This window comes from Desulfurella sp. (genome assembly GCF_049977265.1).
GTDB lineage: Bacteria > Campylobacterota_A > Desulfurellia > Desulfurellales > Desulfurellaceae > Desulfurella.
Genome location: NZ_JBMFGQ010000003.1, coordinates 18,975 through 38,841, shown reverse-complemented (window position 1 = coordinate 38,841; position 19,867 = coordinate 18,975). Strand labels below are relative to the sequence as shown.

The following is a 19,867-nucleotide window of genomic DNA, read 5'->3' as shown; positions in this document are numbered from 1 at the left end:
AATTGAGTTTTGATTTTTTAAAAATGTACCTTAAATGAAAAAGCTTAAAAAATTAATAATATTTAATTCAATTCTACTTTTTATAGCTTTAGTTTTTGTCGTTTACGCTGTAATTTCTTTCAATAGTTTTATAAACGCACCTAATTCTAGTGTAAAGAAAAAGATTTATATAATTATTACCCCAAATGAGCCTGTTTTGTCTGTATCTGAAAAATTGGAAAAAAATGGCTTGATAAAAAGATACGATTGGTTTTATTATTATGTACGTTTGTCTGGTAAATCTAAAGATATAAAATCGGGCGTTCATGTTTTTTATACAAACAATTCACCAAAACAAACACTCAAAGAACTTATTGGCGAAAATAAAAATGATGTAATATTTACCATACCGCCAGGTTTTGATATAGAAAGCATTGCGCATAGACTTAATCGACTTGGTTTTGATGGTAACGAATTTTACAAGTTAGCAAATTCTAAATCATACTCTTACAAATTACTTGGCTATAATGCATCTAATATGGAAGGTTTTTTGGGTGCTGGTGACTATTTTATTGAAAAAAAAGAAAATCCGTCTGTTTTGTTAAAGCTTATGTTTGAATTATTTAAAAAAGATTTTTCGAATTTTGCAGACTTTAATCATATTAATAAAAGTTTATATGATAAAGTAATAGTTGCATCTATGGTAGAAAAAGAAGCAAAAGTAAACTCTGAAAGACCACTAATTGCAAGCGTTATTTACAATAGGTTGCAAAAGCACATGCTTTTGCAAATCGATTCTTCTGTTATATATGGTATAAAAAACTTTAATGGAAAATTAACATTAAAAGATTTAGAAAATCCAAAAAATAAATATAACACATATATATACAAAGGTTTACCTCCAACACCAATTTGTAGTCCAAGCTATCAATCTTTAAAAGCAGCATTTGAACCTGCTAAAACCAAATATTTTTACTTTGTTTCAAAAAATGATGGCAGGCATGTTTTTTCTACAACTCTAAAACAGCAGAATTATTGGGTAGATATATATCAGAAAGGAAAAAATTAATGAAATACTACATCAAGACATTTGGCTGTCAAATGAATGAGAGGGATTCAGAAAAAATTGAATCAATTTTACAAGAAAATGGCTATGAGATATCTAATGTTAAAGATGCAGATATTGTTATTGTGAATTCTTGTGCTGTTAGAGAAAAGTCTGAAAGGAAGATATTTAGCGAAATCGGCAGAATAAAAAACTTAAACAAAAAGGCTAAGTTTATTTCCATGGGTTGTGTAGCGCAAATTTATCCAGAAGAACTTTCTAAAATATCTGATGTTGTTTTAGGCACAACATCACTTTATGAATTTAAACAACTATTTAATGATGGCATAAAAGGAACATTTATTTCTAATACAATACAAAATCCTGACTATGTATTTGGTCATTTAAAAAACATAAGAGCTTATGTTGATATAACTTACGGATGCAATAATTTTTGCACCTATTGTGTAGTACCATATACAAGACTACGGGAGGTTTCACGCTCGTATAAATCAATTTTAGAAGAAATTAAAGAAATAGTTGAATTTGGTGGAAAAGAAGTTATATTATTAGGTCAGAATGTGAATTCATATAATTATGAGGGGTTAAATTTTATTGGATTGTTGGAAATGATAAACAAAATTGAAAAGTTAAAAAGGATAAGATTTATAACATCTCATCCAAAAGACTTCGGAGAAGATTTGGCTATAGCAATATCTGAATTTGAAAAAGCCTGTGAGCATTTGCATTTGCCATTGCAATCTGGTTCTGATAGAATTTTAAGATTGATGCGAAGAAGGTACAATTTTAAAGAGTTTGCTAAAAAAATTGAATATTTTAGAAAGTACAATCCTAAAGGTTCAGTTACAAGTGATATTATAGTAGGTTTTCCGCAGGAAACAAAAGATGATTTTAAAAAAACTATTTTTGCGTTAAAAGAAATTCAGTTCGATGAAATTTATTCATTTAAATATTCTAATAGGCCTTTTGCCAAAGCAAGTCTTATGCCTAATCAAGTTAGCGAAGAGGAAAAAAACGAAAGACTGTTGATGGTTCAAGAGATTCAATCAAAAATAAGCAAGCAAATAAATAATCGTTACTTTGGTAATATTGAAGAAGTATTGCTTGATTCGAAAGCAAAGTTAGCTAACCAAATGCAGGGAAGAACTAGAACAAACAAAATCGTGAATATAGATAATGTAGATTTTACTTTAAAAGAAGGCGATATAGTTTTTGCAAAAATAAAAAAAATAAATAAGCATAGTTTAAATGGTGAAATATGTACAAATTAGAAGTTAGGGATTTAATGTTTGGCGACAATAAAAATCAAACGCAAATAATTTTTGAAGATGAAAATAGCGACTACTATGCGTTTGCCCTTTCATCCGAAAGAGCAAAGTTTGTTAATTTGCTGCTTTATCAAACATATGTTCCAAAAAATACTGTATACGAAGTTTTTTTAAATTTTATAGATGCGCTGGGCATAAAAGTTAAGTCTGTTGTGATAGAAGATGTGGAAAATTTAAGTGCTTATTTAATTCTAGAAACACAAGACCTGCAAGATATAAAAATGACAATATGTACTCAAGATGCTTTTTTAATTGGACTTTTAGCTAAAGCTGATTTTTATATTAAAAAAGACACATGTTTTGTAGATCCTATTGAGTATTGCTGGCTTGATTTTGTTAAACGCTTTTTGGGGGGTTGATTGAACATCAGAGAGCGCATAGAAAAAAACGAAGAGCTCTATTTGTGTGAATTCGCTGCAAAATCAAGTCAGACAAGAGGCAGATTAAAACCAGAAGAAAAAGACGATATCAGAACTGATTATATGCGGGATAGGGATAGAATAATTCACTCAAAATCGTTTCGCAGGCTAAAACATAAGACACAGGTATTTTTTTCTCCTCTTGGTGACCATTACAGGACACGTATGACACATACACTTGAAGTATCTCAGGTTGCAAGAACGATTGCTGTTGCCTTAGAACTCAACGAAACACTTACAGAAGCAATAAGTTTAGCTCACGATCTGGGTCATACGCCGTTTGGTCATGCAGGTGAAGCTGTTTTAAATAAAAAAACACATGGTAAGTTCAAACACTGGTTTCAAAGCTTGAGAGTAGTTGATATACTTGAAAAGGATGGTAAGGGATTGAATTTAACATACGAAGTCAGAGATGGCATATTAAAACACTCAAAGGGCAGGGGTAATATTTTGCTTGACAAAAAAAATTCTGCTATTACGCTTGAAGGACAAATTGTGCGAATAGCAGATATTATTGCTTATGTAAATCACGATATTGACGATGCGCAACGTGCAAAAATTATAGACAAAATACCACAAAAACTATCAAGTGTTCTTGGTGATACACACTCAAAAAGGATAACTAAAATGGTAAAAAGTGTTATAAAACAGACAAAAGAGTCTAATTATCAGCAAATTTTAATGGAAAATGATATACTTGAGTGTTTGAATGAATTAAGAGATTTTTTATTTGAAAATGTATATATGTCGGATGTAATACAAAGCGAAATATCAAAAAGTTCTAAAATTATTAGTGATTTATTTGAGTATTTTATGGAAAATATTGATTTAATAATTCAATATGGCTCTACAAAAGAAGAGTCAGTTGCAGATTACATATCTGGTATGACAGATAGATATGCAATGGATTTGTACTATAAAATTTTTATACCAAAATCATGGGTAATTACTTAAAATTAGGGGGATAGTGTGTTTAAATTTGCTGAAAAACTAATTGATTATTCAAAAAAGAAAGGCTTTAGTCAATGCGAAATATACATTGAAAAAATATTAGAAAAGTCATTTGATTTAAAAAATGAAACTGATTTTTCAAAGGGTTTGACTGAAACAATAGGCGTTGCTTTGCGCTTAATAAAAGGTAAATTTGTGTTTTTTGTAAATTCTACTATAAATGATGAAAAAAGAATTGAAGATCTTATAGATAAAGCATCTTCCATAAATTTTTCAAAAAAAATTGATGCGCAAATTTTGCCACAATTAAACGAAGAGTTAAGCTTTAGCGAGATTAACTCAATTGATGAAACAAAAATCAAAGATGCAGTATACGAGATGAGTTCAATTGCAAAAAATGCAGATAAACGCATACAGAATGTTAAATCTTCTTCTATAAATACAATTGAAAAACACGTCTGGTTAATGAATTCATATGGTCTTAAATCTCATCAGGCTTACAACGCAGTAGATGCTCAGGTAAGTGTTCTTGCCAAAGACAAGATAGAAGAAATAGGCTGGTATGATCAAAAAGGTTTTAGTTTAGATGAAATTGATTTTGAAAATATTGCCAAAACTGCGTCGATCAGAGCAATAGAAAAACTATCACCATCAAGTTTTTCTACAAAAAAGTTAAGCGTTATACTATCCAATGAAGTAATGTCTTACATGCTTAGGTACTTTTTTAATATTTTTAGCGCGCAAAGCGTTATTGACAAAACCACAAAGTTAGAATTAGGCAAAAAGGCATTTTCGAGTTCAATAAGCATAATAGATGATTTTTTTGCAAAAGGTGGTATAAAGTTTTTTGTTGATGAAGAAGGAATTAAAAAAACACACACAATAGTAGTTGAAAATGGAGAATTAAAAACATTCTTGCATAATACTTACACGAGTAACAAACTAAAAAGTCAAAATACAGCAAATGCAAAGCGTTATGGTTTTGTAAACCCAATTAAGGTTGGCCCTGCTAATTTTTATTTAAAACCATCTGAAAAAAGTTTACAAGATTTATTTGATAGCATTGACGGTTTTTACATAACAGAGATAATGGGAATGCATATGGCAAATCCTGTAAGTGGAGATTTTTCGCTAGGCGTAAATGGGTTTTTAATTGAATCTGGCCAAAAGGCTCACTATATAAAAGCTTCAACATTTTCTGATAATTTTTATAATATTTTAAATAAAATAATGACAGTAGCTAATGACCTATATTTTACTGGTTCTGTGGGTAGCCCAAGTGTTTGGGTTGCAGATTGTGTTATTGGAGGAGAAAATTGAGTTTAGTAATTTTGGATTTTGGATCTCAATATACTCAACTAATCGCAAGACGCATAAGACAGATGGGATATTATGCCGAGATTTTACCATACAATGCAAAACCAAGCGGCAACATAAAAGGTATAATTTTGTCAGGATCGCCTTTTAGTGTTTATGAAAAAAATGCACCAAAACCAGATAATTCTATTTATGAATTGAATGTTCCAATACTTGGAATATGTTACGGTATGCAACTTATAGCAGAAAAGTTTAAAGGAAATGTTGCATGGGCCCAAAAAAGAGAATACGGTTATTCAAAAATCTACATTGATAAACAGGATGATTTATTTTTTAATATAAAAAATGAAAATATTGTATGGATGTCGCATGCAGATAGAATTGATAAACTACCAGAAGGTTTTGAAACAATATCACATACGCAAAATTCACCGTATGCTGCTATTAGAAATTTAGACAAAAAAATATGGTCAATCCAATTTCACCCAGAAGTTTCCCATACTCAAAATGGCAATGTTATTCTTGAAAATTTTGTTTCGCGCATATGCGGCATAAGCAAAGATTGGAATATGGTTGATTTTCTGGAAAATACTATTAATGATATAAAACAGGAAGTAAAAGATAAGAAAGTTTTATGTGCAATATCAGGTGGTGTGGATTCTTCTGTTTTGGTAGTATTACTAAATAAAGCAATAGGTGATAATGTAATACCGATTTTCATAAATAATGGTCTTTTGCGCCAAAACGAAGAGGTAAGCGTGCAAAAGGCTTTTGAAAAATTAGGAATTAAAATAAACTATATTGATGCAAGTGAATTGTTTTTAACAAGATTGGAAAAAATAAAAGATCCAGAACAAAAACGTAAGATTATAGGTCATACTTTTATTGACGTATTTAGGGATTTTGTGTTAAAATTAGGTAACATTGAGTATTTAGCACAGGGTACATTATATCCTGATGTCATAGAAAGTGTTGCTGTAAAGGGTCCCTCTGATGTAATAAAAAGTCACCACAATGTGGGGGGATTGCCAAAAGATTTAAAATTCAAACTTATTGAACCTTTTAGATTTTTATTTAAAGATGAAGTAAGACAGCTTGCAAAACAACTTAATCTTGATGATTCTTTTATTAACAGGCATCCTTTTCCAGGTCCTGGTCTGGCAATAAGAATAATAGGCGAGATTACAAAGCAAAAGCTTGAAATTTTAAGGCACGCTGATGCTATAATTATAGAAGAAATTAAAAAAAGCGAATTGTACAATAAAGTTTGGCAAGCATTTGGGGTTTTGCTTGATTTAAAAAGTGTCGGGGTTATGGGTGACAAAAGGACTTACGATTATACAATTGTAGTAAGAGTGGTGGAGAGTTTAGATGGTATGACAGCTAACTGGACATATTTACCTCAGGAGATTTTAAATACTATTTCGACAAGGATAATAAATGAAGTTGAACAAGTAAATCGTGTGGCGCTGGATATTTCGAATAAACCACCAGCTACCATTGAGTGGGAGTGATGTGGAAAAGCGCCTTGTTTTAAGTGACCCAGCATATTTGGGTAATGTACTGTATAACCGTAAGGAGACTTTAAAAAAAATTGAGCAAAAACTTAATGTTTATGTTATTTTTAGAGGGGGCGAAGTTTTAATTAAGGGCAATGATAAAAATATTCAACTTGCCTATAATTATTTAAAAAATATCAATGATATGGTTGATAAGGGTATTTTTGTTGACGAAAATGCTATAGATAGCTTAATTTCTGAGTTAGACAATAATAATACTTTAGACGCAAAGGTAATTTTTAATTCACCAAAAGCGCATGCAAAAATAAAAGCCATACTGCCAAAGAATGTTAATCAGGCAAAATACTTAGAACTTATTGAAAAAAATACAATTATATTTGGGGTTGGACCCGCTGGTACAGGAAAAACATACCTTGCTGTTTTTGCTGCTATTAATGCTTTGCTTGAAAAAAAAGTTAAAAGAATAATACTAACAAGACCAGCAGTAGAAGCTGGTGAAAAGCTTGGCTTTTTGCCTGGCACTTTATATGAAAAAATTAACCCTTATATGAAACCATTATATGATGCCATTTATGATTGTATCGAAACCGAGCTTGCTCTAAAGTTAATTGAACAGGGAAAAATTGAAATAGAACCGCTTGCCTATATGAGAGGCAGAACACTTAATAATGCTTTTATCATTTTAGATGAAGCTCAAAATACAACTGTAAGCCAGATGAAGATGTTTTTAACAAGAACTGGTTTTGATTCAAAAGTTGTAATAACAGGCGATATTACACAAATTGACCTGTCGCACAATATAAAAAGCGGTCTGGCTGATGCAGTGAGTTTACTTAGAAAACTAAACATAGAATCAATTGGCTTTGTTGATTTTAAAAGAGAAGATGTATTAAGAAATCCGATAGTATCAAAAATAGTTGAAGCATATGAAAAAAGAGATAAAAATAGTTAGAAAAACAAAAGCACTTTTTGAAAAATATCAGCATTTAATTACAAATGAATTTTTACTCGCACTGGTATTTTTTGTTTTAATTGTTTTTTTAATAGTTCCAAAAAGTAAACTCGGTATTAGTTCTCTAAAAATTGGAGATGTTGCACCAAAAACAATTCGCTCAAATGTATCAATGTTAGTTGAAGATCCATATGCTACACATGCAAAAGTTCAGCAAGCAGAAGCTGCAGTACCTAATGTTTTTTACTACAATCCTGAACTTTACGACAATTTATACAATAAAATATATAGTGCTTTTGATGATATAGCTAACATGAAAGATAAAACGCTTGCTTTAAAAAAATTCAACCAGGATTTAGAAATAAATTTAGACCTGGATACTTTTAATAAAATTTTAAAAAATAAAAATACAATACTAAGATTTACAAACACAATATTGAAAGATATTAATAGATATTATGTTTTATCTGGACCGTCGGACTACCAGTATGTAAAAAACCAGATTTTGATATACAATACAGAGTTAAAAACTAGCAGGTTAGAGACCAATACGGAGAAGTTTATTGATTTGAATACAGCCAAAGCTCTATCGTATGATAAATTGCATTGGTCAGTACCAAACTCAGAATTAAGAAAACTAATTATCGATTTTGTTTTTTCTTTAGTTAAGCCAAATGCTTTCTATAATTCAGAAAAAACTCAAGAACTTAAAAAACAGGCAAGAGAAAAAATAGCTCCTGTATATCTAAAGTTATCCAAAGGTGAAGTTGTTGTTAGAGAAGGTGACATAATAGATAAGAACGTTTATGTAAAGTTAAAAGCATTAAATTCTTTGTTTGAAGTTAAAAACAGATTTTTAGATTTAATAGGCATTATTTTAATGTTAGCTGTTTTTTTTGTTACTTCGGCGTTTGTTTATAAAAAACTCAGGCCCACAGAAAAAATCCCGTACAAGAAATTGATTGTAATAACTGGCGCTATTGTGCTTTTACAAATAATTTTAATAAAGGTATTTTACTTCTTGTCAGTAGTTGTGGGTTACTACTCGCCAGACTTTCCAAAAAGTGTTTTACTTTATCTGGTACCTTTTGCTGTAGCTTCAATTCTGGGTGTTTTGCTCGTTGGTTTTAAATACTCGATTTCCATTTCTTTAGTTACGGTTATTTTAGCTTCTATTACTGTAGATAACAGTTTAAGGTTTATGATCTTTATTTACTCATTTTTAGATAGTGCTATTGCAAGTGTTTATCTTATTGGCAACAGAAATAGGGGAGGTATTGTAAAAGTTGGATTTATAATATCTTTGGTAAATGCTGTTTTGATAATAATATTTTATATGCTTCAAAGCAATAGCATATTTAACACATTAACGTTAATCAGTGTTGGTTTAGGAGCGCTAAGTGGCATACTAACGGCAATTATTATTAGTGGGATACTGCCGATTTTTGAGTGGCTTTTTGATATAGCAACAAACGTTAAGCTTGTTGAGCTTGGAAATCTAAATCATCCTTTATTAAAAGAGTTGGCTATTAAAACACCTGGAACTTACCATCACAGTATAGTTGTATCAAGCCTTTCTGAGGCAGCCTGTCAAGCAATTGGAGCGAACTCTTTGCTTGCGAAAGTAGGTTCTTATTACCATGATATAGGAAAAACAAAAAAACCAATTTATTTTATTGAAAACCAGTTTGATATAGAAAATCCACATGATAGACTTATGCCTTATGTGAGTAGTTTAATTATTAAAAATCATGTAAAAGATGGTGCAGAGATAGGTAAAAAATATAGGTTGGGTTCTCAAATAATTGATATTATTGAGCAGCATCACGGTACAATGACTGTAAAATATTTTTATGAGAAAGCAAAAGAAATGGGTTTAAACCCAAATGAAGAAGATTTTCGCTATCCTGGACCTAAACCTCAATCCAAAGAGTCTGGTATTGTTATGCTTGCAGATAAAGTTGAAGCGGCTACAAAAAATCTAAATGAACCAACTGCAACGCATTTAAAAAATTATGTTAAAAACTTAACAAACGAGATTTTTTTAGATGGACAATTAGATGAATCTGATTTGTCTTTGAGGGAGTTAAATCTAATTGTTGATAGCTTTGTAAGCGTTCTAATTGGTATATTCCATCACAGGATAAAGTATAAATGATAGCTATTATAGATGAATGCGGGCTCAAAAAAAAATTATACTTTAAGCAATTTATAGTTTTTTTATATAAAAAATTTAATATTCCAAAAAAAAAGGAAATAAATATTTTATTTTGTAGTACAGATAAAATAAAAGAATTAAATAAGCAATATAGAAAAAAAAATAGTGCAACTGATGTCTTGTCATTTTATGGCTATGATGATAATATACTAGGCGATATAGCTATATGTTGCGAGATGGCAACTAAAGAGTCAAAAAAACTTAGTATAGATAAGGAAGAATATGTATTGTTTTTGATGGTCCATGGTTTTTTACATCTTTTGGGATATACACATGAGAGTGTACAAGATTATGAAAATATGGTAAATTTACAAAAACAAGTATTGAAAGAATGGAGTTCAGTATGAAAAATAAATTTTTATTGACGTTACCTTTGTTGGTAGGTGGTATTTATGTTGGTAAAAAAACAAACTTGATAAAAAAAGCGAAACAAGATATAGATAATATTTTTGAAAAAGATCCGGCAGCGCGAAGCATACCAGAAGTAGTATTGTGTTATCCTGGTCTTCATGCTTTATGGATGCATAGATTTTCGCATTATTTATGGAATAAAAATTTAAAATTAATTGCTCGATTTACATCGCATGTAAGTAGATTTTTAACAGGTATTGAGATTCATCCTGCTGCAAAAATTGGAAAAAATTTTTTTATTGATCATGGAATGGGTGTAGTAATTGGCGAAACTGCAGAAATTGGAGATAATGTTACACTATATCAAGGTGTAACGCTTGGTGGCACTAGTTTAGAAAAAGTAAAAAGACATCCAACTTTAGGCAATAGTATAGTAGTTGGAGGCGGTGCAAAAATATTGGGTGCATTTAAAATAGGAGACAACTCTAAAATTGGCTCAAATAGTGTGGTGGTAAGGGAAGTGCCAGATAATTCAACAGTTGTTGGCGTACCGGGTAAAATTATTAAGAAAGAACCTGCAGAAGAAAGCAAAGATTTTGACCATACAAAATTACCTGATGTTGAAGGAAAACTGTTTAGATATTTATTGCACAGGATAGAAGAATTAGAAAAAGAAATACAAGCCATGGGTGACAAAGAGTTTATAAAAATCGAAGAAGAAAAAAATATAAAAGAGTTAAAAAGTATAGAAAGTTACATAAAAAGTTTTGATATAGGTATAGGAGGGGTTAATGGAAAAAATGACAATTAGTCAAAAAATTCTTGCAAAACACGCAAAGAAAGATTTTGTAAAGCCAGGAGAGATTATATTGGCTGATGTAGATCTGGCGTTTGCAAATGATGTTACAGCACCTATTGTTATAAAATTTGTTAATGATTTGGGCGGTGCAATAGCAAACAAAGATAAAATAGCGCTTATACCTGATCATTTTACACCAAATAAAGATATAAACTCTGCAAACCAGTGTAAAGTTATGAGAGATTTTGTCAAACAAAACAACATAAAGCATTACTGGGAATCAGGAGAGGTGGGAATAGAGCATGCGCTTTTGCCTGAACAGGGGTATATTAAACCTGGTATGTTAATAGTAGGTGCAGATTCACACACTTGTACGCATGGAGCTTTTGGTGCATTTGCAACAGGTATGGGAAGTTCTGATGTAGGTTTTGCTTTCGCCACACGTAAATCATGGTTTAGAGTTCCAGAATCCATTAAATTTATTATCAATGGAAAAAGAAATAAGTGGGTTGGCGGCAAAGATGTTATACTTAAAATAATTGGCACAATTGGTGTTGATGGTGCACTTTATAAATCTATGGAATTTTGCGGTAGCGCAATTAGTGAGTTACCTATGGATGATAGGATGACAATGTGCAATATGGCAATAGAAGCAGGTGGAAAAAACGGTATTATTGAAGCTGATGAAACCACAATTAATTATTTAAAAGAAAGAAATATTGCAGATTATGAGATATTCAAAAGCGATGAAGATGCACAATATGCAAAAATATATGAATTTGATGCTTCAAATATTGAACCACAAGTAGCTTTTCCACACTTGCCAGAAAACACTAAAGGCATAAGCGAGATTAAAGAAGATATAAAAATAGATCAGGCTTTTATTGGTTCATGTACAAATGGTCGCATAAGTGATTTAAGAATTGCGGCTGAAATTTTAAAAAACAACAAAGTGGCAAAATATGTGCGCTTAATTATTATACCTGCAACTGTTGAGATTTACAAGCAAGCTATGAAAGAAGGTTTATTTGATATCTTTTTAGAGGCAGGAGCTGTTATATCCACACCTACATGTGGACCATGTCTTGGTGGACACATGGGTATTTTGGCTGACTCAGAAGTTGCAGTGTCAACATCTAATAGAAATTTTGTTGGCAGAATGGGATCGCCTAAATCTTTTGTTTATCTTGCCAATCCAGCTGTTGTTGCAGCAAGCGCTGTAGCAGGAAAAATAATAAATCCTGATGAGGTGATAAAATGATTGTCGCGAAAGTATGGAAATTTGAAGATAATATTGATACAGATCTAATCATACCTGCAAGGTATTTAAATACTTCTGATGAAGCTGAACTTGCCAAACATTGTATGGAAGATGCAGATCCGGATTTTGTAAAAAAGGCACAAAAAGGTGATTGCATTGTGGCTGGTTTTAATTTTGGAAGTGGTTCATCTAGAGAACATGCACCAATCGCTATAAAAGCAGCTGGTATATCGTGTGTTATAGCAAAGTCATTTGCAAGGATATTTTACAGGAATGCTTTTAATATAGGTTTAACAATTTTAGAATTACCCGAAACAGACAAAATAAGCGAAGGTGACATTTTAGAAATAGATACCAAAACTGGTAAAATTTTCAATAAAACAAAAAACGAAACATACCAGGCAACAGCTATACCAGAATTCATGCAAGAGTTGATTGAAAGCGGCGGTTTGTTTAATTATGCAAAAAAAATGATTCAAAAAGGAGCTTAAAATGAGTAAATTTGTAATTTCCGTAATGGAAGGTGATGGCATTGGCCCAGAAATTGTTAAAGAAGGTCTTAAGGTTCTAGAAGAAATAGCAAACAAATTTAATCATACATTTGAGTATAAATATGTTTATGTAGGCGGTTGTTCAATTGATAAATTTGGAGTACCGCTAACACAAGAAACAATTGATACGATATTGTCAACAGATGCGTTATTTTTTGGTTCTGTAGGTGGTCCAAAATGGGAAAACCTGCCACATCATTTAAAGCCAGAAGCAGGTCTTTTGGGAATCAGAAAAGCTTTAGGCGCTTTTGCAAATTTAAGGCCTGCAAAGGTATTTAATGAGCTTGTCGATGCATCAACGCTTAAAAGAGAAGTCATTGAAGGAATTGATTTAATTGTAGTTAGAGAACTAACGGGGGGGATTTATTTTGGCGAGCCAAGGGGTTTTAGCCAAGACAGAAAAAAAGCTTTCAATACAATGGTTTACACAGATGAAGAAGTCAGACGCATAGCCAAACTCGCATTTGAAATCGCAAGACAAAGAAGAAAAAAATTAACAAGTGTAGATAAAGCAAATGTTCTTGAAGTATCACAATTCTGGCGTGATATAGTAATAGATGTATCCAAAGATTACCCCGATGTAGAGCTAAATCACATGTATGTTGATAATGCTGCAATGCAACTTGTTCGAAACCCAAAGCAATTTGACGTAATTGTGACAGGTAATATATTTGGCGATATATTAAGTGATGAAGCAAGTATGCTAACTGGTTCTATCGGTATGCTTGCCAGTGCATCTGTTGGCGGCAAAGTTGGATTGTTTGAGCCAATACATGGTTCTGCTCCTGATATTGCAGGCCTTGGCATTGCAAACCCTATTGCTCAGATTGAATCACTTGCAATGCTTTTAAAATATGGTCTTAAGCTTGATAAAGAAGCAAAATGTGTTGAAGATGCTGTTAGTTTGGTTTTAAAGATGGGTTATAGAACGCCAGATATTGCAACAAACTCAGATAAAAAAGTTAATACAGCACAAATGGGTGATCTTATAGCAAAAGCAATTCATGAGGTATGAAAGAAACATACTTTAAAAAAGTCAAATTTGTGGGTAGCTTTTTAGAAGCTCCCACAAGGCTTGAGTTGCCTCAGTTTGTTTTTTGCGGAAGAAGCAATGTAGGTAAATCTTCGCTGATAAATGCTATTTTAAATCAAAAAATAGCTAAAGTAAGCAAAACTCCAGGAAAAACCACAACAATAAATGTTTTTTTGGTTGATGAAAAATTTTACCTTGTTGATTTGCCAGGGTATGGTTTTGCAAAGTGTTCAAAATCCATGGTCAATGCCTGGCAAAAACCTATAGAAAACTATTTGCTAAATGCCAATATGTTGCGGTTGATTTTTTTGCTTATAGATACAAAGGTGTCAATAATGCCTAGCGATGAGATTTTTTTAAATTGGCTTAAGTATAATAATTTAAGTACTGTAATTGTGCTTACAAAAATAGATAAAGCAAGCCAATCTCATTTTGCTAAAACAAAAAAAGCCATTGAAACATTAAACATAAAATACATTAAAACATCAACTGCATATCATAAGGGTATAGACAAGCTTGCCCAATTAATTGAGCAAGCTTGTGATGTTAGTTTTAATCTAAGTTTATTTTCTTAGACCATTTCAAACCGCTAACATCGGTTAACTCTAATGTATAATAACCTCTTCTGAGTGATATGTGGCCTGTTGGCTTGATATTTATTGTGGCTTTTGCTCCAAGTGGTACAACAAGCGAAAATTTGTTTGGCTCAATTTTATTAAAGTAAAAATTTTTTATATCATTTTTAAATAAATTTTGATTGTTTGGATTTATTGCTTCAACTACCTTGCCTTTTTCATCAAGAAGAGCTATTTCTTCAATAAAAGCACCGTAAGTATCAGGACCATTTGTGCGATAAATAGTTAAATTTAACTCACCATTTTTTTTGAGATGTGCATTTAAAATTTCAATTTTTGGTATTTTTGATAAATTGTACAATTTGCCGTATAAGCCACCATGAAGGGCCTGATAAGTATATAGTGTTATAAACATAGCTATAATACTAAAAATCAAAGCCTCTGTTTTAAAAGAAGACTCGTTAGTTTTTAAGTTATTTGAAGCCAAATATGCAAGGAGTTTTGAATTTTTATTTTTAAAAAACATATTATCAAGTGAAAATAAACCCCCACCTAAACTAAAAATAACAAGACCGCTTGATATGCCTGCTATGCCAATCTGCCATTCATCTACACAGGTTGAGCCAAGCCATCCAGAGCCAAGCAAAATTCCAAAAGATAAAAGCGTTGCTCCAATAGCAGAAAGTCTTGTAAACAAACCCAATAACAAACCAATGCCAACTAAACCTTCTATTATTGTAAATGTTACCAAGAAAACATAAAGCAAATGAGGTTGTGTAATAAGGTATTCAATCATCGGTTTAATAAATAGCGCATGAGGTAAAAAGTGATTAAATGCGTGCCCCATAAATGCAGGCGAATTTGGGTCAAGTTTTTCTGGATCATTTACGACCCTTCTTAAGAATGCACTAAAAAATTGCCATCCAAGCACAAGCCTGATAGGCGTTGCCAGGGTTGATATGCTTTTAAATGAAAAAGATTTTTCTGTAGCCATAGCCATCAAATCCTCCAAATATTAATGTATTAGACCAAGTGTTCTTGCAAACATATAAAAAGCAAGTATTATAACAAAATAGGAAAAAATTCTTGTTAAATAGCCTGCTTTTATTCTTTTTGCAATAACTACACCAATGGCCATACCAATAATCGCACCCACGCTTATGTATATTGCTTGGGTTATTTCTATTGAACCTACGCCACTAAGTCTTGAAAGAATACCCCATAAGCAATTTAAGGCAATAACTAAGAGGCTTGTTGCAATGGCATCTTTCATTGGAAAATCTAAAATCAAAACAAGCGTTGGTACTATTAAAAAACCACCACCTACACCAAAAAATCCGGTCATCAAACCAATACCGAAACCTGCCAAAACAAACTTCGACCACGCGCTTAAACCTTTGATATTTTTCAGACTTATTGTTTTTTGAGTTTCTTTTTTATTTTGGTATTCTTTTTGTCTTAGCATCAGTATGCCAATAATCAACATCAATGCAGAAAATCCATACAGTATAATTTTTGCTGGCAGCAAAGAATTTATGTAAGAACCTAAAAATGCACCAAATATACCAGCTATAGAAAATACAATAGATATTTTCCAGTGCACGTACTTTTGCTTGCCAAGCATGTATTGTATAGCACCAGCTAAAGAGCCAACACCAACAACAACCAGGCTTGTCCCTGTTGCACTATGAACATTTATATCAAGCAAATAAAGCAGTATGGGTATAGTTATAATTGAGCCACCAGCACCGGTTAAACCAAGTGTTAAACCAATTATAATTCCATAGATTAATTCCATATAAAAAATAATACTCATCAAAATATTTTTTGTCAATATAAATTAATACTTGTTTTTAAAAACTTGACAATTTTTGTAACATTTGTTAGTATTTAAATATCTTATAATAGGAGGCTAATTATGAAGCCAAAGATTGTTATTTTAGGGTGCGGTTTTGCTGGATTTGGAGCATTTTATAGCTTAGCAAAAAAATTAAAAGAGGAGGCTGAGCTTACTGTTATTGATTCGAGTGTTTTTAGTCTATCAAAGCCAATTTTACCTGAAGTTGCCTTTGGAGAAAGGGCTTTAAATGAAGCACTTATACCAATTGGTTCAACTATTGAAAAATTCAATCATAAATTTATAAGAAAAGAAGTTAAATTAATAAAACCGCAATTAAATCAAGTTATTTTAACAGATGATACCATTGTTGATTATGATTATCTATTAATAAGTGTTGGGGCTGTTAAGGATTATGATGCGATAGAAGGTTTTAATGAGTATGGTTATTCTATATGCGATTATACACAAGCGTTAAGATTTTTAGATAGAAGAGCATCGTCTATTGGTAAAAAAATAGTTATTGGAGCCTGTCTTACAAAGTGGGGTAGTGCATCAACTGTAAAGACACTTGCTGCACCATGCGAAGGCCCAATTGGCGAAATTATGTTTATGCTTGACTATTATCTAAGAAAACACAATAGAAGACACGAAACAAGTATTACAGTTTTTACACCAGGTAAGATTTTTTTTGAAGATGTAGGCGAAAAAGTTCATAAAGATATGGAGCCGATAATTAAAAAAAGTAATATTAATGTGGTAACTAATAAAGTTTTAAAGCACATTGATAAAGAATATGTAGAATTTGAAGATTCTACAAAACTTGAATGTGATATGGCTATAATAATTCCACCATACAAAGGACCTAAATTTCTTATTGATTCAAATTTAACTGATGAAGCTGGTTTTGTTCCTACAGATAAATATATGAGGCATGTTAAGTATGAAAATATTTTTGCAGCAGGTGATATAAATGCTTCTTCGATGCCAAAATTAGGCCATATTGCAGTTAAGCAATCTCATACAGCAGCAAGCGTTATTATAAGCGAAATCACGCAAAAAAATGTAATTGTACCATTTAAACCAGAAATTTTATGTATCATGAATAGAGGAGAAAATGCAACTTTAATTTTATCAGACTGGATGTATGGAGGAAATAGAGATTTAACACTTAGTGGTAAAATACCGAAATTCATGAAAATGGGTTTTGATTCATATTACTTTTATTCTCATGGCAAAATGCCCCCAAGATTATCTGAGGAATATTTAAGCAAACTTTTAGTAAAATGTTGCAATAAGTAGCTTTATAAGCTTGAATTAATTTTTTAAATATTGTATAATATTAATATGAAATTAAATGAATATGTAAAGTATGATGCTATAGGTATTGCTCATCTTATAGCAAAAAAAGAAGTTAGCCCACTTGAAGTATTAAAATCAGCTATAGAAAAAATTGAAAAATTAAATCCCACACTCAATGCCGTTATATGTACTCATTATGATTTAGCTAAAAAACAAATAGAAACATCTGATAAAAGTGCACCGCTTTATGGTGTAGTAATTTTGCTAAAGGACAGTTTGCATGAAATTGAAAATACATGTTCAACTATGGGCTCAAGACTCTTAAAAAACTATGTTTCTAAAAAAACATCCACATTTGTAAAGCGACTTTTAGATGCAGGATGTATTGTGTTAGGAAAAACGAATGTCCCTGAGTTTGCTTTAATGGGAACAACTGAACCGAAACTATTTGGCCCAACGAGAAACCCATTCAATTTGGAATATTCACCGGGTGGCTCAAGCGGTGGTTCAGCTGCAAGTGTGGCAAGCGGGATGGTTAGTGTGGCTACTGGTAACGATGGTGGTGGCTCAATCAGGATTCCTGCCTCTATGTGTGGATTATTTGGTTTTAAACCTTCAAGGTATTTTACACCAATGGGTAGCGAGTTTTTTGATGCATGGATGGGTCTAGTTGTAAATCATGTTTTAACAAAAACTGTAAGGGATAGTGCATTTTTTCTAGATGTGGAATATGGTTTTGACGGCCCAATTTATTGTCAAAAACCAGTTGAATCATTTTTCAAAGAGCTAGATAAGCCATTAAAGCCACTTAAAATTGCTTTAAATACCAATTCATATCTTGGCAATGTAGATAGTCAAATGATAGAAGCAACTTATAAAGTAGCAAAAACATTGGAAGACTTAGGTCATACGGTAGAAGAAACTCAACCGCAGCTAGATTTTGCCAGACTATACGATACATACATTGATGCTATGTTTATAGAAACATCATTTTTATTAGATTATCTCGAAAACAAATTACAAAGAAAGATTACAATTAACGATGTTGAACCTTCTACATACATACTTGCAAAAATTGGTGATAGTCTTCATTCAAAATTGAATGTTTACATAAAGCATTTCTGGGATCAAACGGCTTACTTAATGCGAGGTTTTTTTGAACAATGCGATATTTATATGACACCAACACTTGCAAATCCTCATATAAAATTAGGTAGTTTATTGCCATCAAGCTTTGAAGAATTAGCATTAAAAACCATATCCTCAGCTAATTTAAGCTCATATATAAAGCCAATTATAAAAAAGATAGCTTTTAAGCAATTAAGTGCATTTCCATTTACGCAACTTGCAAATCAAACTGGATTGCCTGCAATGAGTATTCCAGCTGGAATTAGCTCACAAAATATACCGCTTGGCGTTCAATTTATGTCATCTTATGCAAACGATCATATATTATTCAGATTAGCAAAACAACTTGAAGATACGCCTGTTTGGTTTAGGCAAATAAAAGAATAAGATATGCTGTATGTTGCTTTTGTTTTATTAATCCTTGGTTGGTCGTATACTGCTGTTGTTACAAAGATTGCACTAAACTATATTGGTCCTTTTGAATTTACACTCTGGCGAGTTTTAGTGGGATTTTTGTTTTTATTTTTAATTACAGCATTTATGAAAAAACTTGAAAAACCAAAAAGTATAAAATGGGCTTTTTTACTGGGTTTATTTCAAAATGCTTTGCCTGTTGTTTTTTACAATTTGGCTTTGGTTTACTCATCTGCTGGCAAAGTAACTGTTTTGGGCTATATTATGCCCTTTTGGACAATATTATTAGAAAGATTAATTTTAAAAACAAAGCTGGAAAAAATAAAATATATTCCCATTAGCTTATCTTTTATAGGGCTTATACTTATAATGCAGCCTTGGTATTTCAGGGCAAGTGTTTTGGGATATTTATTCGCAATACTATATGGTGTAAGCTGGGGTATTGGCAATGTAGTTTCTGTAATTATCTGGGAAAAATATCCTCATTGGGATGTATTTTCTCTTACATTTTGGCAAATGGTATTTGTCGTTTTAGTTGTTATTTTGTTTAATGTTTTGATACCTTATCAAAGAACCGTTGTTTTAAATAGTTATTTAATTTTTGCAATTCTCTACACGGGTATAATAGCTACGGCTTTTGCGTGGTTTTTGTGGCTTTTTCTATTAAAAAAACTCCCAGCAAGCATTGTTGGTTTGTCATCACTTGCAATACCTGTATTTGCAATGATAGAATCATATATTCAACTACATGAAAAATTCAGCTTAACAGATTTAATTGGTTCTTTTTTTATAATTTTATCACTTTTGATTATTTATATATATTCTTTGCATAAAAAGACGCAAAGCCAAAACTTTGCGTCTTAAAG

Annotated in this window: 19 protein-coding genes; 17 read left to right on the top strand and 2 right to left on the bottom strand. The window is 31.6% G+C overall.

All coding sequences use genetic code 11. The features are described 5' to 3' along the window. The first annotated feature begins 34 nt into the window (after window positions 1-34). From mltG to yihA, 14 genes are all read left to right on the top strand, one after another. Complete coding sequence (gene mltG / locus ACP5FO_RS01365; RefSeq protein WP_428107011.1) at window positions 35-1,048, top strand: endolytic transglycosylase MltG; 1,014 nt, start codon at window positions 35-37, stop codon at window positions 1,046-1,048. Then, complete coding sequence (miaB, locus tag ACP5FO_RS01360) at window positions 1,048-2,316, top strand: tRNA (N6-isopentenyl adenosine(37)-C2)-methylthiotransferase MiaB (RefSeq protein ID WP_428107017.1); 1,269 nt, start codon at window positions 1,048-1,050, stop codon at window positions 2,314-2,316. The genes mltG and miaB overlap by 1 nt, the downstream gene beginning before the upstream one ends. Beyond that, complete coding sequence (locus ACP5FO_RS01355; RefSeq protein WP_428107021.1) at window positions 2,304-2,732, top strand: hypothetical protein; 429 nt, start codon at window positions 2,304-2,306, stop codon at window positions 2,730-2,732. The genes miaB and ACP5FO_RS01355 overlap by 13 nt, the downstream gene beginning before the upstream one ends. Continuing rightward, a complete protein-coding gene (locus tag ACP5FO_RS01350) occupies window positions 2,733-3,746 on the top strand; it encodes a deoxyguanosinetriphosphate triphosphohydrolase (protein ID WP_428107026.1) in 1,014 nt (337 codons plus the stop codon). A 15-nt stretch (window positions 3,747-3,761) separates the two neighbouring features. Next, the gene (locus tag ACP5FO_RS01345; RefSeq protein WP_428107031.1) at window positions 3,762-5,063 is read left to right on the top strand and encodes a TldD/PmbA family protein; all 1,302 of its coding nucleotides are present in this window, start codon (window positions 3,762-3,764) and stop codon (window positions 5,061-5,063) included. Next, a complete protein-coding gene (guaA, locus tag ACP5FO_RS01340; protein ID WP_428107036.1) occupies window positions 5,039-6,574 on the top strand; it encodes a glutamine-hydrolyzing GMP synthase in 1,536 nt (511 codons plus the stop codon). Before ACP5FO_RS01345 ends, guaA begins: the two co-directional genes overlap by 25 nt. Before the next feature lies 1 nt (window position 6,575). Then, entirely contained in the window at window positions 6,576-7,532 is a 957-nt protein-coding gene (locus ACP5FO_RS01335) for a PhoH family protein (protein ID WP_428107042.1), read from the top strand. Further along, window positions 7,507-9,690, top strand: coding sequence for an HD family phosphohydrolase (locus ACP5FO_RS01330; RefSeq protein ID WP_428107045.1), 2,184 nt, complete (start codon window positions 7,507-7,509; stop codon window positions 9,688-9,690). Before ACP5FO_RS01335 ends, ACP5FO_RS01330 begins: the two co-directional genes overlap by 26 nt. Then, on the top strand, window positions 9,687-10,097 hold the full coding sequence (ybeY, locus tag ACP5FO_RS01325; protein WP_428107048.1) for an rRNA maturation RNase YbeY: 411 nt from the start codon (window positions 9,687-9,689) through the stop codon (window positions 10,095-10,097). Before ACP5FO_RS01330 ends, ybeY begins: the two co-directional genes overlap by 4 nt. A 65-nt stretch (window positions 10,098-10,162) precedes the next feature. After that, a complete protein-coding gene (cysE, locus tag ACP5FO_RS01320; RefSeq protein ID WP_428156917.1) occupies window positions 10,163-10,912 on the top strand; it encodes a serine O-acetyltransferase in 750 nt (249 codons plus the stop codon). Next, window positions 10,893-12,161, top strand: coding sequence for a 3-isopropylmalate dehydratase large subunit (leuC, locus tag ACP5FO_RS01315; protein WP_428156907.1), 1,269 nt, complete (start codon window positions 10,893-10,895; stop codon window positions 12,159-12,161). The genes cysE and leuC overlap by 20 nt, the downstream gene beginning before the upstream one ends. Next, window positions 12,158-12,652: a 3-isopropylmalate dehydratase small subunit gene (locus tag ACP5FO_RS01310; protein ID WP_428107055.1), complete on the top strand. Its 495-nt coding sequence runs from the start codon at window positions 12,158-12,160 to the stop codon at window positions 12,650-12,652. Before leuC ends, ACP5FO_RS01310 begins: the two co-directional genes overlap by 4 nt. Window position 12,653: 1 nt before the next feature. Continuing rightward, window positions 12,654-13,727, top strand: a complete 1,074-nt coding sequence (gene leuB / locus ACP5FO_RS01305; protein WP_428156906.1) for a 3-isopropylmalate dehydrogenase — start codon at window positions 12,654-12,656, stop codon at window positions 13,725-13,727. After that, window positions 13,724-14,320: a ribosome biogenesis GTP-binding protein YihA/YsxC gene (gene yihA / locus ACP5FO_RS01300; protein ID WP_428156905.1), complete on the top strand. Its 597-nt coding sequence runs from the start codon at window positions 13,724-13,726 to the stop codon at window positions 14,318-14,320. Before leuB ends, yihA begins: the two co-directional genes overlap by 4 nt. Here the strand turns inward: yihA and ACP5FO_RS01295 are convergent. Together ACP5FO_RS01295 and ACP5FO_RS01290 are read right to left on the bottom strand one after the other, a co-directional pair. Then, complete coding sequence (locus ACP5FO_RS01295) at window positions 14,298-15,320, bottom strand: TQO small subunit DoxD (protein ID WP_428156904.1); 1,023 nt, start codon at window positions 15,318-15,320, stop codon at window positions 14,298-14,300. The two genes, yihA and ACP5FO_RS01295, sit on opposite strands and share 23 nt — an antisense overlap. Window positions 15,321-15,335: 15 nt before the next feature. Continuing rightward, window positions 15,336-16,118 carry a sulfite exporter TauE/SafE family protein gene (locus ACP5FO_RS01290; protein WP_428156903.1) on the bottom strand — a complete coding sequence of 261 codons (783 nt, stop codon included), beginning with the start codon at window positions 16,116-16,118 and terminating at the stop codon, window positions 15,336-15,338. Between the two features lie 120 nt (window positions 16,119-16,238). Between ACP5FO_RS01290 and ACP5FO_RS01285 the strand changes: the two genes are divergently transcribed. The 3 genes from ACP5FO_RS01285 to ACP5FO_RS01275 are packed head-to-tail and all read left to right on the top strand — an operon-like array spanning window position 16,239 to window position 19,865. Further along, on the top strand, window positions 16,239-17,459 hold the full coding sequence (locus ACP5FO_RS01285; protein WP_428156902.1) for an NAD(P)/FAD-dependent oxidoreductase: 1,221 nt from the start codon (window positions 16,239-16,241) through the stop codon (window positions 17,457-17,459). Between the two features lie 45 nt (window positions 17,460-17,504). Continuing rightward, the gene (locus ACP5FO_RS01280; protein WP_428156901.1) at window positions 17,505-18,974 is read left to right on the top strand and encodes an amidase; all 1,470 of its coding nucleotides are present in this window, start codon (window positions 17,505-17,507) and stop codon (window positions 18,972-18,974) included. 3 nt (window positions 18,975-18,977) lie between these two features. Then, a complete protein-coding gene (locus ACP5FO_RS01275) occupies window positions 18,978-19,865 on the top strand; it encodes a DMT family transporter (RefSeq protein ID WP_428107084.1) in 888 nt (295 codons plus the stop codon). Window positions 19,866-19,867 lie beyond the last annotated feature (2 nt).

Coding starts and splice junctions, on each gene's coding strand:
- mltG (WP_428107011.1), top strand. CDS start 35: ATGAAAAAGCTTAAAAAATTAATAATATTTAATTCAATTCTACTTTTT.
- miaB (WP_428107017.1), top strand. CDS start 1,048: ATGAAATACTACATCAAGACATTTGGCTGTCAAATGAATGAGAGGGAT.
- ACP5FO_RS01355 (WP_428107021.1), top strand. CDS start 2,304: ATGTACAAATTAGAAGTTAGGGATTTAATGTTTGGCGACAATAAAAAT.
- ACP5FO_RS01330 (WP_428107045.1), top strand. CDS start 7,507: ATGAAAAAAGAGATAAAAATAGTTAGAAAAACAAAAGCACTTTTTGAA.
- ybeY (WP_428107048.1), top strand. CDS start 9,687: ATGATAGCTATTATAGATGAATGCGGGCTCAAAAAAAAATTATACTTT.
- leuC (WP_428156907.1), top strand. CDS start 10,893: ATGGAAAAAATGACAATTAGTCAAAAAATTCTTGCAAAACACGCAAAG.
- ACP5FO_RS01310 (WP_428107055.1), top strand. CDS start 12,158: ATGATTGTCGCGAAAGTATGGAAATTTGAAGATAATATTGATACAGAT.
- leuB (WP_428156906.1), top strand. CDS start 12,654: ATGAGTAAATTTGTAATTTCCGTAATGGAAGGTGATGGCATTGGCCCA.
- yihA (WP_428156905.1), top strand. CDS start 13,724: ATGAAAGAAACATACTTTAAAAAAGTCAAATTTGTGGGTAGCTTTTTA.
- ACP5FO_RS01295 (WP_428156904.1), bottom strand. CDS start 15,320: ATGGCTATGGCTACAGAAAAATCTTTTTCATTTAAAAGCATATCAACC.
- ACP5FO_RS01290 (WP_428156903.1), bottom strand. CDS start 16,118: ATGGAATTAATCTATGGAATTATAATTGGTTTAACACTTGGTTTAACC.
- ACP5FO_RS01285 (WP_428156902.1), top strand. CDS start 16,239: ATGAAGCCAAAGATTGTTATTTTAGGGTGCGGTTTTGCTGGATTTGGA.
- ACP5FO_RS01280 (WP_428156901.1), top strand. CDS start 17,505: ATGAAATTAAATGAATATGTAAAGTATGATGCTATAGGTATTGCTCAT.
- ACP5FO_RS01275 (WP_428107084.1), top strand. CDS start 18,978: ATGCTGTATGTTGCTTTTGTTTTATTAATCCTTGGTTGGTCGTATACT.